Origin of the sequence: Sphingomonas sp. Leaf257 (genome assembly GCF_001422185.1) — a bacterium.
Lineage (GTDB): Bacteria > Pseudomonadota > Alphaproteobacteria > Sphingomonadales > Sphingomonadaceae > Sphingomonas > Sphingomonas yabuuchiae.
Genome location: NZ_LMMH01000032.1, coordinates 132925 through 149323 on the forward strand (window position 1 = coordinate 132925; position 16399 = coordinate 149323).

The 16399-nt window shown below is 66.0% G+C and carries 21 protein-coding genes; 13 read left to right on the plus strand and 8 right to left on the minus strand.

The window, feature by feature from the left end:
- Window positions 1–115 precede the first annotated feature (115 nt).
- The gene (locus tag ASF14_RS13420) at window positions 116–928 is read left to right on the plus strand and encodes a hypothetical protein (RefSeq protein ID WP_056435786.1); all 813 of its coding nucleotides are present in this window, start codon (window positions 116–118) and stop codon (window positions 926–928) included.
- Window positions 929–1080: 152 nt separating this feature from the next.
- Here ASF14_RS13420 and ASF14_RS13425 read toward each other — a convergent pair whose 3' ends face one another.
- Window positions 1081–2907, minus strand: coding sequence for an ABCB family ABC transporter ATP-binding protein/permease (locus tag ASF14_RS13425; protein WP_056435789.1), 1827 nt, complete (start codon window positions 2905–2907; stop codon window positions 1081–1083).
- A gap of 161 nt (window positions 2908–3068) precedes the next feature.
- Between ASF14_RS13425 and ASF14_RS13430 the strand changes: the two genes are divergently transcribed.
- Complete coding sequence (locus ASF14_RS13430; protein ID WP_056435793.1) at window positions 3069–3299, plus strand: hypothetical protein; 231 nt, start codon at window positions 3069–3071, stop codon at window positions 3297–3299.
- A gap of 43 nt (window positions 3300–3342) precedes the next feature.
- Here ASF14_RS13430 and ASF14_RS13435 read toward each other — a convergent pair whose 3' ends face one another.
- From ASF14_RS13435 to ASF14_RS13445, 3 genes are all read right to left on the minus strand, one after another.
- Window positions 3343–4293 carry a phytoene/squalene synthase family protein gene (locus ASF14_RS13435; protein WP_056435796.1) on the minus strand — a complete coding sequence of 317 codons (951 nt, stop codon included), beginning with the start codon at window positions 4291–4293 and terminating at the stop codon, window positions 3343–3345.
- Window positions 4290–4871 carry a TIGR00730 family Rossman fold protein gene (locus ASF14_RS13440; RefSeq protein WP_056435799.1) on the minus strand — a complete coding sequence of 194 codons (582 nt, stop codon included), beginning with the start codon at window positions 4869–4871 and terminating at the stop codon, window positions 4290–4292. The genes ASF14_RS13435 and ASF14_RS13440 overlap by 4 nt, the downstream gene beginning before the upstream one ends.
- A gap of 129 nt (window positions 4872–5000) precedes the next feature.
- The gene (locus ASF14_RS13445) at window positions 5001–5285 is read right to left on the minus strand and encodes a CsbD family protein (RefSeq protein ID WP_056435802.1); all 285 of its coding nucleotides are present in this window, start codon (window positions 5283–5285) and stop codon (window positions 5001–5003) included.
- A gap of 177 nt (window positions 5286–5462) precedes the next feature.
- On the opposite strand from ASF14_RS13445, the gene recQ reads away from it, so the two are divergent.
- The 5 genes from recQ (at window position 5463) to ASF14_RS13470 (ending at window position 10191) form a co-directional block, all read left to right on the plus strand.
- A complete protein-coding gene (gene recQ, locus ASF14_RS13450) occupies window positions 5463–7232 on the plus strand; it encodes a DNA helicase RecQ (protein ID WP_056435805.1) in 1770 nt (589 codons plus the stop codon).
- Between the two features lie 10 nt (window positions 7233–7242).
- Window positions 7243–7767, plus strand: a complete 525-nt coding sequence (locus tag ASF14_RS13455; RefSeq protein WP_056435807.1) for a GNAT family N-acetyltransferase — start codon at window positions 7243–7245, stop codon at window positions 7765–7767.
- Window positions 7768–8114: 347 nt separating this feature from the next.
- Window positions 8115–8948, plus strand: a complete 834-nt coding sequence (locus tag ASF14_RS13460; protein WP_236697085.1) for a sterol desaturase family protein — start codon at window positions 8115–8117, stop codon at window positions 8946–8948.
- The gene (locus ASF14_RS13465) at window positions 8914–9234 is read left to right on the plus strand and encodes a DUF2141 domain-containing protein (RefSeq protein WP_330218791.1); all 321 of its coding nucleotides are present in this window, start codon (window positions 8914–8916) and stop codon (window positions 9232–9234) included. Before ASF14_RS13460 ends, ASF14_RS13465 begins: the two co-directional genes overlap by 35 nt.
- Before the next feature lie 72 nt (window positions 9235–9306).
- A complete protein-coding gene (locus tag ASF14_RS13470; protein ID WP_236697071.1) occupies window positions 9307–10191 on the plus strand; it encodes a MipA/OmpV family protein in 885 nt (294 codons plus the stop codon).
- Window positions 10192–10448: 257 nt separating this feature from the next.
- Here ASF14_RS13470 and ASF14_RS13475 read toward each other — a convergent pair whose 3' ends face one another.
- Window positions 10449–10964: a hypothetical protein gene (locus tag ASF14_RS13475; RefSeq protein ID WP_056435817.1), complete on the minus strand. Its 516-nt coding sequence runs from the start codon at window positions 10962–10964 to the stop codon at window positions 10449–10451.
- A gap of 64 nt (window positions 10965–11028) precedes the next feature.
- Here ASF14_RS13475 and ASF14_RS13480 point away from each other — a divergent pair, with 64 nt between their 5' ends.
- A complete protein-coding gene (locus ASF14_RS13480) occupies window positions 11029–11472 on the plus strand; it encodes a DUF1810 domain-containing protein (protein WP_056435820.1) in 444 nt (147 codons plus the stop codon).
- Between the two features lie 21 nt (window positions 11473–11493).
- On the opposite strand, the gene ASF14_RS13485 is transcribed toward ASF14_RS13480, so the two are convergent.
- Window positions 11494–11871 (minus strand): hypothetical protein, encoded by a 378-nt coding sequence (locus tag ASF14_RS13485; RefSeq protein ID WP_056435823.1) that lies wholly within the window; start codon window positions 11869–11871, stop codon window positions 11494–11496.
- A 111-nt stretch (window positions 11872–11982) separates the two neighbouring features.
- Here ASF14_RS13485 and ung point away from each other — a divergent pair, with 111 nt between their 5' ends.
- From ung to ASF14_RS13505, 4 genes are all read left to right on the plus strand, one after another.
- Window positions 11983–12678 (plus strand): uracil-DNA glycosylase, encoded by a 696-nt coding sequence (gene ung, locus ASF14_RS13490; protein ID WP_056435826.1) that lies wholly within the window; start codon window positions 11983–11985, stop codon window positions 12676–12678.
- A 77-nt stretch (window positions 12679–12755) separates the two neighbouring features.
- Complete coding sequence (locus ASF14_RS13495; protein ID WP_056435829.1) at window positions 12756–13067, plus strand: alkylphosphonate utilization protein; 312 nt, start codon at window positions 12756–12758, stop codon at window positions 13065–13067.
- Between the two features lie 39 nt (window positions 13068–13106).
- Window positions 13107–13352, plus strand: a complete 246-nt coding sequence (locus ASF14_RS13500) for a type II toxin-antitoxin system Phd/YefM family antitoxin (protein ID WP_056435832.1) — start codon at window positions 13107–13109, stop codon at window positions 13350–13352.
- The gene (locus ASF14_RS13505; RefSeq protein WP_056435835.1) at window positions 13349–13615 is read left to right on the plus strand and encodes a Txe/YoeB family addiction module toxin; all 267 of its coding nucleotides are present in this window, start codon (window positions 13349–13351) and stop codon (window positions 13613–13615) included. Before ASF14_RS13500 ends, ASF14_RS13505 begins: the two co-directional genes overlap by 4 nt.
- Window positions 13616–13645: 30 nt before the next feature.
- Here the strand turns inward: ASF14_RS13505 and ASF14_RS21925 are convergent, their stop codons facing one another.
- On the minus strand, window positions 13646–13783 hold the full coding sequence (locus ASF14_RS21925) for a hypothetical protein (RefSeq protein WP_168371530.1): 138 nt from the start codon (window positions 13781–13783) through the stop codon (window positions 13646–13648).
- Between the two features lie 305 nt (window positions 13784–14088).
- Here ASF14_RS21925 and ASF14_RS21570 point away from each other — a divergent pair, with 305 nt between their 5' ends.
- Complete coding sequence (locus ASF14_RS21570) at window positions 14089–14541, plus strand: hypothetical protein (protein ID WP_156361185.1); 453 nt, start codon at window positions 14089–14091, stop codon at window positions 14539–14541.
- 10 nt (window positions 14542–14551) lie between these two features.
- On the opposite strand, the gene thiC is transcribed toward ASF14_RS21570, so the two are convergent.
- Window positions 14552–16399: a phosphomethylpyrimidine synthase ThiC gene (gene thiC / locus ASF14_RS13510; RefSeq protein ID WP_056435838.1), complete on the minus strand. Its 1848-nt coding sequence runs from the start codon at window positions 16397–16399 to the stop codon at window positions 14552–14554.

A 16399-nucleotide genomic window follows, 5' to 3' on the forward strand; every position in this document is an offset into this window, starting at 1 on the left:
GAAGATGTTTGTGGCCATTGACTTTTTAAGTTTCACGCTTCCTGCAATCGCACTTCTGTTGACCGCAGCGGCATCGCCACCCTTGGAGCGTGTCATCGCCCCGGATGGACGGGAAATGGTCACGATCAACGGCGTCGTACGCTCGGTACGGATTGATCCGGGTGTGCCAGCGATGCCGATCATCACCAAGGAATTTGCTGAAACCGCCAGTATGAAGCGAGGCATGTTCGGCTTCGCGATGGGTTTTGGCCCCAAAGTGATGATCGCCGGAGGAACGGCCGTGGCGCGGGTCGCGTTCGGCGGCGCAAAGCCCGCCAAACAGCGTATCGGCTTTACCGAAAAGCCCTACGCGGCGGGCTTTGCAGGGGTGTTCGGTCCCGGTAGCCTGCCCGACCCGATCGTCCGCTTCCGCCTACATGACGCTGTTGCGGGCGAACGGGTCACGGCATTCCCGATGGTGGACCAGGGCGACCTGTTCGGCGGCTGGGCCGAGCGGTTCGCCGTCATCATGGTCGAGGGCCGGCCGATGCGCGTCCGCTTCGATCCCCACCATCCGCGGACCCTCGCCAATGCAGGCGCAGCGGTGCGGCTGGCGCGGGCCTATGGCGGCACGCTGTCAGGAGCGACCAGCCCGACCGAGATCGCATTCGGCGTCCAGCGCCCCATCCGCACCATGACTCTCGCGACGCCCTTCTCGGTCGGGCCGCTGACCATCGCGACGCTGGGCGTACGCACGGTCGATCATGGCCGCACAGAAACGATCGCCGATGCCGACCAGCATGCCGATCCCAACGAGGTCGTCATCACCGGCAAGGGCAAGCACGACATCAACCGCGATCGACTAGCGATCGGCGCGGACCTGCTCGATCGTTGTTCGTCGATCGTCTTCGACAAACCGGCGAAGCAAATTCGGCTGAGCTGCCGCTGATCGTCAGGAAAGAAACTCTAGCGGCATAAGGTGGATTCTCTCCCCTCCCCTTCAGGGGAGGGGCCGGGGGTGGGGCGTGTCCGCAAGCGCGGCGTTCGTGGAGAGGCCCCACCCCAACCCCTCCCCTGAAGGGGAGGGGCTCGCGTTACATCTCACGCCAGCAGCGCATCCTCCTCGGCCTCTTCCACCTCGGCGGCCTGGCGCGCCCACATCTCGGCGTAGAGCCCGCCCTTTGCCAGCAATTCGCCGTGCGTGCCGCGCTCGGCCACCTGGCCGCCGTCGAGCACGACGATCTGGTCGGCATGGACCACCGTCGACAGTCGGTGCGCGATGACGAGCGTGGTGCGCCCGCGCTCGATCGCCTGGAGCGTCGCGAGGATGTCCGCCTCGGTCCGGCTGTCGAGCGCGCTGGTCGCTTCGTCCAGGATCAGGATCGGCGGGTTCTTCAGCAGGGTGCGCGCGATCGCCACACGCTGCTTCTCGCCGCCCGAAAGCTTCAGACCGCGCTCGCCGACGCGGGTCGCATAGCCCTGGGGCTGGCGTTCGATGAAGTCGGCGATGGCCGCCCCCTTCGCAGCGCGCTCGACATCATCCTGGTCGGCGCCCTCGCGGCCATAGGCGATGTTGTAGCCGATGGTCTCGTTGAACAGCACCGTATCCTGCGGCACGATTCCGATCGCGGCGCGCACGCTGTCCTGCGCGACCGCCGACACCGGCTGGCCGTCGATGGTGATCGCGCCGGAATTCACATCGTAGAAGCGATAGAGCAGCCGCGCGAGCGTCGACTTGCCCGCGCCCGACGGCCCCACCACCGCACAGGTCGTGCCAGCGGGTATGTCGAGCGTCAGCCCCTTCAATATGGTCCGTTCGGGATCGTAACCGAACACCACTTGGTCGAAGCGGACATGCCCGCCGCTGACCTTCAGCGGCGGCGCGCCGGGCGTGTCGACCACTTCGGCGGGCGTGTCGATCAGGTCGAACATCGCGCCCATGTCGATCACCCCCTGACGGATGGTGCGATAGACCATGCCGAGCAGATCGAGCGGCCGGAACAGCTGCGACAACAGGGTCGATACCAGCACCACGTCACCCGCCGACGCCGCGCCCCGGCTCCATTCGCGCACAACCCAGGCCATGGCGAAGCCCAGCATCAGGCTGGTGATCGCCGCCTGCCCGACGTTCAGCCAGGCCAGCGAGTTTTCCGACTTGGTGGCCGCGCGCGCATAGGCCGCGACGCCGTTTTCGTACCGCCGCGCCTCGCGCTCCTCGGCGTTGAAATATTTCACCGTCTCGAAATTCAGCAGCGAGTCGACCGCATGCGCGACCGCGCCGGTGTCGAGGTCGTTCATCTGCGTGCGCAGCGCATTGCGCCAGTCGGTCACCTTGCGGGTGAAGACGATATAGAGGACGACCATCGCCATGGTGGTGACGACCAGGACGGGGCCGAAGCTGCGCCCGAAGATCGCCAGCACCAGCCCCAGTTCCAGCACGGTCGGCGCGATGTTGAAGAGCAGGAAATACAGCATCGTGTCGATGCTCTTCGTGCCCCGCTCGACGACCTTGGTGACGGCGCCGGTCCGCCGCTCTAGATGGAAACGCAGCGACAGGCGGTGGAGATGGCGGAACACATCGGCCGACAGCCGCCGGGTCGCGTCCTGCCCGACCATTTCGAACACCGCATTGCGCAGATTGTCGAACAGCGTCGTCGCGAACCGCGCCCCCGCATAACCGACGACCAGCAGGATCACGAGCGTCACCGCGCTCCGATCGTTCGCCGCCATCCGGTCGACCGCATATTTGAACGTATAGGCCGCGCCCAGCACCTGGACGAGCTTGGACAGGATGACCAGCGCCATCGCCGCCACGATCCGCACGCGCAGGCCGGGCTCTCCGGCGGGCCAGAGATAGGGAAGGAAGCGGCGAAGCGTCGGGATCAGCGGCCGGTCGGCCGTCCCGGCGGTGGGATCGATTGGGGGCATGTCCACACCATGTCGGACGATCGGGCCTGGAGTTCAATGCCGACGGTATGGCCGACGCGGCGACACCCGGCGAAAAAGGCAATCTGTCCCACCGCCGGACAGCCGCAAATCCGGAACCTCCGGCCGCGCTGGCGTGTTTTTCTTCCCGAGTGGAGACGGTTATGCAGCCAGTTTTCTTCGTGATGGCAATCCTGGGTTGTGGCGACGGCAGTGTGGACTGCACGGAGGCGCGGATCATCCCCGCCCGCTACGAAACCATGGCGCAGTGCCGGGCCGATCTGGCCAACCGCATCGCCGCCAACACCGACGTTCCCTATCCGGTGATCGGTGCCGATTGCCGCCGCATGGGCGCCCAGATGGTCAAGACCGAGCGCAAGCCGACCAAGGGCTGAAGCCCTCCCTCCGTTCAGGCTGAACGGGGGTATGGGCGCAGGCTTAACGCGGTCGTGTCCACAGTTCCGGATCGCGTGGGGTAATCCGCATCTTGTCCCGTCGCGCCGCCTGGATGCTGGCGCGCGTCATGAAACCCAGCTTTTCCAGCTTGCCGGTCCCGACCCGCACATCCCAGGCGCGACGCCCGCGCTTGGCCACCTTGCGCCCGATCGCGCCATAGATCGCCGCCGCCGACAACACCGCCCAGGCCGAGCGATAGGAGAGCGCGGGCGTCCCCATCCGCGCGCTCGCCTCGAACAAGGCGGCCCGGTCGGTCAACCGCCGCGCCAAAGCGCTCAGGCCCGGCCGGTGCGAGGGGGCCATGATCGCGTCGGGCGCGATGCTCTTATAAGCAAGCCACTGGCGCGGCAGATAATGCCGCCCCGCGCCGGCATCCTCGGCGATGTCGCGCGCGATATTGGCCAGCTGGAACGCCATGCCCAGATCGCAGGCGCGGTCGAGCACGGCTTCATCGTCCGGCGCGACGCCCATCGTCACCGCCATCATGCAACCGACGACGCCCGCGACATGATAGCAATAGCGGTAGAGATCGTCCTCGGTCTCGGGCCGCCAGTCCTCGGCATCCAGCGCGAACCCGGCGATCAGGTCGCGGGGCCAGCGATGCGGCATCCCCGTCTCGGCGGCGACCACACGGAGCGCGTCGAAGGCCGGGTCGCCGACCACCCGGCCCGCCAGCGCCGCCTCGGTCTTCTCGGTCAGCTCGGCCAGCCGCGCGGGCGCATCGGCGACGCGGGTCATGCCATGGCCATGATCCTGCCCGTCGGCGATATCGTCGCAGCGGCGGCACCAGGCATAGAGCAGCCAGGCCCGCGCGCGCGTCTCGGGGTCGAACAACAGGCTCGCCGCCGCAAAGCTCTTCGAGCCCTTGGCGATCGAGTCCCGCGCCGCCGCCACCAGCGCGTCGCGCTCGGTCGGGGCGGCGGTGTCGCTCACAGGTCGTCCGCGTTCATGCGCACGATCGGCTGGGTCGGCACATGCGCGTCCATCCGGTCGAGCAGGCCGTCAAGCGTGGTATCGACGATCAGCAGCTCGCGATGCTGCGGCCGCAGGAACCCAACCTCGCCCATCTTCTCCCAGAAGGCGACGAGATGGTCATAATAGCCGCCGGTATTGAGCAGCCCGACCGGATCCGCGTGATAGCCCAGCTGCGCCCAGCTCAGCGCCTCCCACAACTCGTCCATGGTGCCGGTGCCGCCCGCGATGGTGATGAAGCCATCGGAAAGGTCGGTGAACGCCTTCTTCCGCTCATGCATGCCGGGCACGACATGCAACTCGGTCAGGCCGCGATGCGCCACCTCGGCATCGACCAGCGCCTGCGGGATGATGCCGATCACCTCCCCGCCCGCCGCCAGCGCCGCATCCGCCACCGCCCCCATCAGGCCCAGCCGCCCGCCGCCATAGACGACGCCGATCCCCCGCTCCGCCAGCCCGCGCCCGACGTCCCGGGCGGTCTCGATATATTGGGGGTCGGAGGGGGTCGCCGACCCGCAGTAAATGGCCAATCGCTTCATGGGCCAAGCGCTAAGCCATGGGGCCGGGTGGGGCAAGCGGGGTTGCGGCCTGCCGAGCCAGTTGGGCGCGAATAGCAAAAGGGGCGGCGCGGACCCGCCGCACCGCCCCCTGCCCGATTCTGATCGCGCTTACTTGCCGCGCAGCGTGTTCAGCAGCGCGAGGCCCACGACGCCGCCCAGTGCCGCCGAGGCGAAGGGGCGATCCTTCACGAACTGGCGTGCCTGGTCGAGCAGCGGGCGGACCGTCTGGTCGACGCTGGTCTTGGCATCGCCGAACGCCTTCTGCGTCTTGCCGCCCAGCTGTTCGCCCTTGCCCTCGGCTTCCATCGACTTGTCGCCCAGCATGGCGCCCATGCCCTGCTTCACCTTGCCGCCGAAGTCGGTGGCCGCACCATTCATCGTGTCGGTGTTCATGGGACATCTCCTCTTTGGCTTTGGGATTACGGAGGGTCAAAACCCCTGAACGCGAGGATGTTTCCTGATATCTTTGCACTATCGCGATGCCGAAATCATGCCCAAGCCCGCGCGACGACACGCCGGAAGGGGTTCCCGCCCTTCCCCCGCCCCCGCGCCGTCGCTACATGCACGGCGATGGTCGCCGACCCCCTTGCCAAGCTCCACGAAGTTTTCGGGTACAACCAGTTCCGGGGTGTGCAGGAACAGGTGGTCGACCGCGTGCTCGCGCGGCAGCGGACGCTGGCGGTCATGCCGACCGGCGCGGGCAAGTCGCTCTGCTACCAGTTGCCCGCCGTGATGATGGACGGGTGCTGCGTCGTGGTCAGCCCGCTGATCGCGCTGATGCATGACCAGCTGCGCGCCGCCGAGGCGGTCGGCATTCGCGCCGCCACGCTGACCAGCGTCGACCAGAACCGCGCCGAGACGGTCGCCCGTTTCCGCGACGGGCAGCTCGACCTGCTCTATGTCGCACCCGAGCGTGCCTCATCGGGGCATTTCCGCGAGTTGCTGGCCTCGGCGCCGCTCAGCCTCTTCGCGATCGACGAGGCGCACTGCGTCAGCGAATGGGGGCATGACTTCCGCCCCGACTATCGCCTCCTCGAACCGCTGATGGACGCCTTTCCCGAGGTGCCCCGGCTCGCCCTGACCGCGACCGCCGATGCGCATACCCGCGCCGACATCGCCAAGCAGCTGGGCATCCCCACCGAGGGGATGATCGTCTCGGGCTTCGACCGGCCCAATATCCGCTATGCGATCAGCCCCAAGGCGAATGTGAACCTGCAGATCGCGCGGGTGGTCGCCGACACGCCCGGCCCCGGCATCGTCTATGCCCAGACGCGCGCGGCGACCGAGAAGCTGGCCGAGGCGCTGGCCCGGACCGGTCGCCCGGTGCGCGCCTATCATGCCGGGCTGGACCCCGCCGTGCGCGCGAAGAACCAGGCCGATTTCGTGGCCTCCGAAGACATGGTGATCTGCGCCACCGTCGCCTTCGGCATGGGGATCGACAAGCCGGACGTCCGCTTCGTCGCGCATGCGGGCCTGCCGAAGTCGATCGAGGCCTATTATCAGGAAACCGGTCGCGCGGGCCGCGACGGCGATCCGTCGGTCGCGCATCTCTTCTGGGGCGCCGACGATTTCGCCCGTGCGCGGCAACGCATGGCCGAGGTCGAGCCGGAGCGGCAGGCGGGCGAGCGCGCACGGCTGTCGGCGCTGGGTGCGCTGGTCGAGACGGGGGGATGCCGCCGCCGCATCCTGCTACGCCATTTCGGCGAGGAGCTGGCCGAGGACTGCGGCAACTGCGACAATTGCCTGGGGTCGCCCGATGCCGTCGATGCGACGACCGTAGCGCAGAAATTTCTCTCGGCGGTGTTCCGCACCGGCCAGATGTTCGGCGCAGGCTATATCGAGCAGGTGCTGACCGGCCAGTCGACCGAGCGCAGCCTGATGAACGGGCATGAGGCGCTGTCGGTGTGGAACATCGTCTCGGGCGACGAGGTCGCGCTGCTGAAGCCGGTCCACCGGGCGCTGCTGCTGCGCGATGCGTTGCGCACCAATCACCATGGCGGACTCGAGTTCGGCCCCGCCGCGCGCGCGCTGATCAAGGGCGAGGCGCGGCTGTCGCTGGTCGTGCCGCCCAAGCGCGAACGCAAGGGCCGTCGCGCCGCGCCGGTCGCCGCCAATCCGGCGGACAATCCGCTGTTCGAGGCGCTGCGCGCCAAGCGTCGCGAGCTGGCGCAGGAGGCGGGGGTGCCCCCTTACGTGATCTTCCACGACTCGGTGCTGCGCGACATGGCGGCGCAACGTCCGACCAGCCGGGCGGCGCTGTCGTTGCTGTCGGCGATCGGCGCGCGCAAGCTGGATGCTTATGGCGAAGCGTTTCTGGCGGTGATCCGCGAGGCGGACTAAACTACGGGGCATGAGCGCCCCGACCCTGACCCCAATCCTGACCACCGCGCGACTGACGCTGCGCGGTCACCAGCCAAGCGATCTCGACGCGCTGGCGGCGATGTGGGCCGATCCGGCGGTCTATGGGATGATCGGCGGCAAGCCGCGCCCGCGCGAGGATGTCTGGATCCGGCTGTTGCGCTCGGTCGGGTGCTGGACGGTGTTCGGCTATGGCGCCTGGGTGGTGTGCGACCGGACGACCGGGCAGGTACTGGGCGATATGGGCCTGCTCGAATCGCGGCGTGCGATCGTGCCCGAATTGACCGTTCCGGAGGCGGGGTGGACGCTGGTCCCGGCGGCGCATGGCCGGGGCTTTGCGGCCGAGGCGATGCGTGCGGTGCTCGGCTGGGCCGATGGACGCGGCCTGACGCGGACATGCTGCATCATCGATCCGGGGAATGTGGCGTCGATCCGACTGGCCGAGAAGCTGGGCTACGGCACGCCGGTCGAGGGGGTTTATCATGACCGTCCGATCCGGATTTTCCACCGGGGTTAATCCCAACCTCCGTTCGCACTGAGCGAAGTCGAAGTGCGCAGAAATGCACGCGCGGCAAGGGCAGGGCGTAGGCTTCGACTTCGCTCAGCCTGAACGGAGGGAGGGGGAAGTTCGCGCGGAGACGCGGAGGTGTCACGCCCGGCCGACAGGCCCCTTCTCATTACCGACGGTGCGGCAAGGATAGCGGTCGAACGGGCGGCGGACGCCGACGCCCGACCAGCCCCCTCTGCGTCTCCGCGCCTCCGCGCGAACAAAAGGCCGCGCGCCGGACGTTCGCGGTTCAAGCCCCGCCCCGGATAGGGTACAAGACCCCCGTGACGCTTGCCCTGATCCTGTCCGCCATCGCCATGACGCTGATCGTCGGTGTCCGCTATCTGCTCGCCTCGGGGGCGTTCGCGCTGGCGACCAAGGCGCGGCATCCGAACCTCTATGCCGGGCTCGATCCGCAGATCCGGCGGGAAATCTGGTGGAGCCTCGCCTCCGCCGCGATTTACGGCGTGCCCGCGGGGATCGTCGCCTGGGGCTGGCAGAATCGGGGATGGACGCAAATCTACGCCGATATCCACGCCTGGCCGCTCTGGTACTGGCCGGTTTCGGTGCTGCTGTACCTGATCGCGCACGACACCTGGTTCTACTGGACGCATCGCTGGATGCACCGGCCCGCCATCTTCAAGGCCGCCCACGCCGTCCATCATGCCAGCCGACCGCCGACTGCCTGGGCCGCCATGGCGTTCCACCCGATCGAGGCGGTGACGGGCGCTGTGGTAATTCCGCTACTTGTGTTTGTGATTCCGATTCACATCGGCGCGCTCGGCTTGGTGCTGACCATCATGACCGTTATGGGCGTGACCAACCACATGGGTTGGGAGATTTTTCCGCGATTCCTGTGGCAGGGGCACCTGGGGGGGTGGCTCATCACGGCAAGCCATCATCAACGGCATCATGAGCAATGTGGGTGCAATTATGGACTCTATTTCCGGTTCTGGGATCGATTGTGCGGCACGGACCGGGGGCTCGGGGATTTCGAGCGCGCCCATGCGCAGGCCGCGCGCCGCGCTTCTGGTGCTGGCCGCCCTGCCGCTGATCAGCGCCGCGCCGGTCAGCCGACTGGACATCGGGATCGACCAGCTCCGCTCGGCCAAGGGCATGATCCGGCTGTGCCTGACCGCCGACCCGGATAACTTCCCGCAATGCGTCGACGATGCCCGCGCGCTGACCCGTTCGGTTCCCGCCGGGCAGCGGGGCATCCACCTGGACGGCCTGCCGCACGGCAATTACGCCGCGGCCGTCATCCATGACGAGAACAACAACGCCAAGCTCGACACGCTGGCGGGCATCCCGCGCGAGGGCTTCGGCTTTTCGCGCAATCCGGTGATTCGGTTCGGCCCGCCGCGCTTTGCCGCGGCGCGGTTCACGCTCGATTCTGTTGCCGAAACACAACAGATCAAAATGCGGTACATCTTCTGACACAATCCGCCGGAGCGAAATCGTTACCGTAGCGTTGCATTTCGGATAACCGAATTCAGGGAGTTTTCCGTCTTGCGCCTATTTTCGCGCGTTTCCGCCCCGCTGATCGTCATGGGCGCACTGTCCCTGTCGGCCCCCGCTTTTGCGCAGGATGCCACGGTGTCCAGCAACCCCGCCGCCGCCGAGATGGCGGGCCAGTTGGGCAAGAACACCATCACCGTCGGCCTGGCCGGGGCCTATCTGCCGGATTATGAGGGGTCGAACGACTATCAGTTCACCCCCGCCCCCGCCGCGCTGGCCTATATCGACGGGCATACGATCACCTATATCGGCAACCGCGTCTCGGTCGACCTGATCGGCGACAAGGCCAATCGCGACTGGGATATCCAGGCGGGGCCGATCGGCGTAGTGAATTTGGACCGTACCGCGCCGTCGCGGATCGACGATCCCCGCGTCCGCGCGCTGGGCAAGATCGGCGCGGCGGTCGAGCTGGGCGGCTATGTCGGCATCGGCAAGATCGGCGTTATCACCAGCCCCTATGACCGGCTGTCCGTGTCGGTCAGCTATCGCCATGACGTGACCGGCGTGCATGACAGCGGCATCTGGCAGCCCTCGGTCAATTATTTCACGCCGCTGTCGACCAAGGCGGCGGTCGGCCTGTTCGCCACCGCCGAGCGCGTCGGGCGCGGCTATGCCCGGCGCTATTTCTCGATCAACCAGGATCAGAGCGCGGCGAGCGGCCTGCCGGTCTATAACGCGCGTTCGGGCTGGAAGGACTGGTCGGTCGGCGGTCTCGCCACCTATTCGATCACCGGCAACCTGTTGAAGGGCTGGAAGGTCGTCGGCGGCCTGACCTATGGCCGGATGGTCAACGACTTCGGCGACAGCCCCATCGTGTCGCAGGCCGGTTCGCGCAGCCAGTGGCTGAGCGCGCTGGGGCTGGCCTACACGTTCTGAGGACAAGCTAAAGGCCCGACCGGGGAGGAACTGCCGTAGGCATATCCGGCGGCGATCCTCCCTGGAATGAACGCCTTTCATACGGGTCAATCGGTGCGCCTTCCTCTCCCCTCCCGCAAGCGGGAGGGGAGAGGAAGGGCAGGAGTCTCACCGAGGCCATCGCCTGCGGCTTAACCCTCCCCCATCCCCTCCCGCCTGCGGGAGGGGCGTGCTTCGCTGTGAGCCGCTGGCGCCCCCTCGCCATTCACGGGGGAGGATCAACCCTCCTGCGGGCATTCCCCCGGCTGGGTCACCGGCGCGCCGCCCATATACCAGTGGCTGCGGTCGCCCATCGTCTCGCGGTCGTGATAGCAGACCCGCGCCTTGGTCGATTTCATGTCGATCTCGACCGTCCAGTTGTTGTCGGCGCAGTCATGCGGAGTGCAGCCATGCGCGGCGATTCCCTGCTCCCCCTGGCGGAAGATCGGCACCGTCACCGCGCCGCGCGACATGATCCGCTGGACCAGCTTCTGATCGCCGACCGCATCGTGCAGCGCGGTCGCCACCTCGGTCCGATCGAAGAAGCTGACCCCGTCGACCGCATCGCCCGGATAATGGCCGATATAGCTGGTCAGCGGATTGACCTGCGCCACGCCCGGCATCGGCGTGGGCCGTGCCGTGCCCGGCGGGGTGAAGTTGCCGGGGGCGACATCCGAGTCGGTATCCCCACCCTGCCCGCCACACGCCGACAGCGCGAGCAGAGCCAAGGGGGCAAGGATGGCGAAACGGCGCATGTCTCTCTCCTGACGAATCTCGTGTTGGCGGGAACGCTTCGGGACTGCGGCCGGTTGCCCCTTCATGTCACCCCCGCCTTCCCATGATGCCGCGCTGGTCCGCTTTGTCGAGGCCCAGGCGAACAGTTTTGCCACCGCGCTGGCCGAACTGCGATCCGGTCGGAAGCAAAGCCACTGGATGTGGTACATCTTCCCGCAGATCGCCGGACTGGGCCGCAGCCCGACCGCGATATTCTATGCCATCGCCGATGCCGGGGAAGCGCGGGCCTATCTGGCGCATCCGCTGCTCGGACCGCGTTTGCTGGACGCCGTGACCGCCGCGATCAATGCGCCGGGCTCGGCCGAGGCGATCTTCGGCGCGGTCGATGCGATGAAGCTGCGTTCGTCGCTGACCCTGTTTGCCACCGTGGCCGACGATCCCGCGCCGTTCCGCCAGGGACTCGCGCGCTTCTTCGACGGGCAGGACGATCCCGCGACGCTGGCGAGACTCGACCGTCCCGAACGGTGACGGTCGAGTCTCCGCCCTGCGTCACTTGATCGTGACGGGGCCGGGGCCGGTGACGCTGGCCGACTGGTCGGCGGTCAGCACGATCGTCCACTGGGTCGTGCCGTCGCATACCGCGTTCCAGGTCGGGTTGCCGTTGGTGGCGGCGGCTTCCTTCATCGCCGTGACCGACTGGCAGCTGGCGCCGCTCGGCCCGGCATCGCGGATCGCGCGGAACAGGACGCCGCGACGCTGGCCCTCTGGCAGCGCACGGATCTTCGCCCCCAGCGTGTCGGCGCTCATCTCTGTGCCGTTGGTGGTGACGGCGGCCGCGCTGTTATTGGCCGGTTCGCTCGACGAGCCGCACGCCGCCAGCGGCAGCGCGGCGGCCATCACGGCCAGGAGAATCGTGGAACGCTGCATGATCCAGGTCCTTTCCTATCGGGCGGCCGCGGGAGGGCGACCGTATCGCCTGCATAACGATCGTCGGCGACACCGGTTGCGCGCATCCGTCGCGAACGGCAAGACGCATTCATGAGCGACGTTCGATTGCACGAAAGCTGGCTGTCGGTGCTGCGGCCCGAATTCGACGAACCCTATATGAAGGCGCTGAAGACCTTCCTTGGCCAGGAGCGCGAGGGCGGCCAGCGCGTCTTCCCCCGCCCGTCCGAATGGTTCCGCGCGCTGGACCTGACGCCGCTGGATCAGGTGCGCGTCGTCATCCTGGGGCAGGACCCCTATCATGGCGAGGGGCAGGCGCATGGCCTGGCCTTCTCGGTCCAGCCCGGCGTCCGGCCGCCGCCCAGCCTGGTCAATATCTACAAGGAGATGGCGACCGATCTTGGCATCGCGCCGCCCTCCCATGGCCTGCTCGACCATTGGGCGCGACAGGGGGTGCTCTTGCTCAACTCGGTACTGACCGTACGCATGGGCCAGGCTGCCTCGCATCAGGGGCGTGGCTGGGAGCGCTTCACCGACGCCGTGATCCGCGCCGTCGCCGCCAAGCCCGAGCCGGTCGTCTTCATCCTGTGGGGTGCCTATGCCCAGAAGAAGGCGGGCTTCGTGCGCGAGATGGGCGAAGGGCGGCACTGCGTCCTGACCTCGGTCCATCCTTCGCCCTTATCGGCACGGGGCGGCTTTTTCGGGTCCAAGCCCTTTTCCAAGGCCAATAGCTTCCTCGTCGAGCATGGCCAGCCGCCGATCGACTGGGCGCTGCCGCCGCTATCATGATCTGTAATCGCTATGGCATCATTACGCCCGAGCGCGCATAGGGTCGCGCATCCCCATCTGACGAAGGAATACAGGCGATGGCCGATGACGACTATGTCTATGACGAAGCGACCGGCGAATGGATCAGCGCCGCCGACGCCGCCGCCAAGGGCGGAACGGCCAGCGACGACGATGCGGTGGTGGTGCGGGACTCGGTCGGCAATGTGCTGAACGACGGGGACCAGGTGACGTTGATCAAGGATCTGACCGTCAAGGGCGCAGGCCAGACACTGAAGCGCGGCACCCTCATCAAGTCGATCCGCCTGACCGGCGACGCGCAGGAGATCGACTGCAAGTTCGACGGGATCAAGGGATTGGTGCTGAGGGCGGAGTTCGTGCGGAAGCGGTAAACCTTGACATTGGACAGGTGATTGTACAATTCTACACGTATGCAGGCTGTCTCCTATTCCGAAGCACGCGAGAACCTGAAGGCGATGATCGACAAGGTCGTCGCCGACCGCGCACCTGTGGCGATCACCCGCCAGCGGGGCGAAGGCGCCGTGCTGATCTCCGCCAGCGAATGGGCGTCGATCGAAGAGACGCTGTACCTGCTACGCTCGCCCAAGAATGCCGAACGTCTACTCGACGCCGTGCGCGGCTTTGAGGCGGGCGATGAAGGCGTGCCCTTTCCGTGAAAGTGGCGTTCTGGCCGACGGCGTGGGACGATTATCGCCATTGGCAGGAACATGACGCCAAGCTCTGCGACAAGCTCAATGCGTTGATCGAGGAATGCCGCCGCCACCCGTTCAAGGGGACCGGCAAGCCCGAACCGCTGGGCGGCAACCTGTCAGGCTGGTGGTCGCGCCGGATTAGCCATGAGCATCGGCTGGTATACCGGGTGGCGGGCAGCGGCGACGAGCAGGTGCTGCAAGTGGCACAGTGCCGGTATCATTATTGAGCCGACGTCATACGACGTCGGCTCAACATTTTACTTGTCCTCGTTATCGTCCACCGGGATGCGGAATGCTTGCCCGTTAGGCTTGCAAATCCGCTTCCCGTTCCGAAGCGTGATGCACTGACGGAAGATATACGTCTTGCCGTCGTCACGCATTGCCTGATCGGCCATGGAACGTCTCCGTGAATGGATTGGGGTTGACCCAACCGTCGGAGCGTGCGATTCTCAGTGTGCAACCAAAGAGGTTTCGCGTCGCTCCGACGTTGAGACATCGGGGAGGCCGACCGAAAGGTCGGCCCTCTTCGCTTCTCCGGCATTGCCGGGCTTCCATGATGACCTTTCGAGCACTCCTTAAGATTCTGATAACCCGACTCATACATACATTACGCAGCACTCACGTCAACACTCTTTCGAGTCCAAATCTTGCAAGGTGTGACTTTTAGGCCCTATTAGGCATTGGCTGCGAGGGAATGAGCATGGATGAGCTTCTGCGCCAAGCATATGAACGCCGAGAGAGACTCCGCCAGGAACTCAAACTCGTAGAAAATCTCATTGCGGATTATCTACGACTTGAGGCTCACACTCTCAATCGCGCAGAGCCCGCTAATTATGAGCTGTCCCTAGAAGCTCCTGAGTCCACGCGTCACCGCTTGACAGGCACAGAGCTTAAAAACGTGATGGATGCGGCCGAAGCGGTTATCGCCGAGGCGGGCAAACCGCTATCGCGCAGTGAGCTGATGGATCGGCTTGAACGCCGAGGGTTTCACTTTCCAGGCACCGACAAAACCAAGGTTTTTGGCACAAACCTTTGGCGCTCAAAGCGCTTCTTGAATTTAAAGGGAATAGGATATTGGCCGAAAGGGGTCCCCCTTCCGGCCAAATATCAATCCGCCGAAAAGCGGCATTCAATGTTGTCTGATCCAGACTGATCAAACAGCCTCACTCCGCCGGAAGGTAAACCTCCCCGCCCTTCTCGCGGAATTTTTCGCTCATCTCCTGCATCCCCGCCTCGGCATCCTCGGCCGCGACGAAGGTTTCCACCGGCGCATTCTGCTTGGCCGCGAACTCGCGCACTTCCTGCGTGATCTTCATCGAGCAGAATTTCGGGCCGCACATCGAGCAGAAATGCGCGGTCTTGGCGCCCTCGGCCGGGAGGGTCTGGTCGTGGTAGGATTCCGCCGTGTCGGGGTCGAGCGACAGGTTGAACTGGTCGCGCCAGCGGAACTCGAAGCGGGCGCGTGACAGCGCGTCGTCGCGCATCTTGGCAGCCGGGTGCCCCTTGGCCAGGTCTGCGGCGTGGGCGGCCAGCTTGTAGGTGACGACGCCGACCTTCACGTCGTCGCGGTCGGGCAGGCCCAGATGCTCCTTGGGCGTGACGTAGCAAAGCATCGCCGTGCCGTACCAGCCGATCATCGCCGCACCGATGCCGCTGGTGATATGGTCATAGCCCGGTGCGATGTCGGTGGTGAGCGGCCCGAGCGTGTAGAAGGGCGCCTCGCCGCACGCCTCCAGCTGCTTTTCCATATTCTGCTTGATCTTGTGCATCGGCACATGGCCGGGGCCCTCGATCATGACCTGCACGTCCTGCGCCCAGGCGCGCTTGGTCAGCTCGCCCAGCGTATAGAGCTCGGCAAACTGCGCCTCGTCATTGGCGTCGGCGATGGCACCGGGACGCAGGCCGTCGCCCAGCGAATAGGCGATGTCGTACGCCTTCATGATCTCGGTGATCTCGTCGAAGCGTTCGTAGAGGAACGACTCCTTGTGATGCGCCAGGCACCACTTCGCCATGATCGAGCCGCCGCGCGACACGATGCCCGTCACGCGCTTGGCGGTCAGCGGGATATAGGGCAGGCGCACGCCCGCATGGATGGTGAAATAGTCGACGCCCTGCTCGGCCTGTTCGATCAGCGTGTCGCGGAAGATCTCCCAGGTCAGTTCCTCGGCAATGCCGCCGACCTTTTCCAGCGCCTGATAGATGGGGACCGTGCCGATCGGCACCGGCGAGTTGCGGATGATCCACTCGCGCGTGTCGTGGATGTTGCGGCCCGTCGACAGGTCCATGACCGTGTCCGCGCCCCAGCGGATCGACCAGACCAGCTTGTCGACCTCGGACGCCACGTTGGAGGCGACCGCCGAATTGCCGATATTGGCGTTGATCTTGACCAGGAAGTTGCGGCCGATCGCCATCGGTTCGGATTCGGGGTGGTTGATGTTGTTGGGGATGATCGCCCGGCCGCGCGCCACTTCGTCGCGGACGAATTCGGGCGTCACGTAATCGGGGATGTCCGCGCCGAAGCTCTCGCCGTCGCGGACATATTCCTTCAGCATCTCACGGCCCAGATTTTCGCGGGTCGCGACATATTCCATTTCGGGCGTGATGATGCCCCGGCGGGCATAATGCATCTGGCTGACGTTCATGCCTGCACGCGCGCGCAGCGGACGGTTCAGCCCGGTGCGCGGGAATTGCGGCACGCCGCCCGAACGGTCGGGGCCAAGCTGGCCGTTATCCTCGGGACGGATTTCGCGGCCGTCATAGGCCTCGACATCGCCGCGCGCCTCGATCCAGTTGCGACGGATCTGCGGCAAGCCCGCCATGATGTCGATGCGCGCATTCGGATCGGTATATGCTCCGCTCGTATCGTACACGCGCAAGGGCGGTTCGCCCGAGGAGGGGTCGAGATGGATTTCGCGCATCGCGACGTTCAGCGGGCCGACGTGAATCTTCTTCGAGCCACGAATGGGGCCGGTGGTCACGCCAATTTCGGCCTTTGCGGGGATATCTGCCAT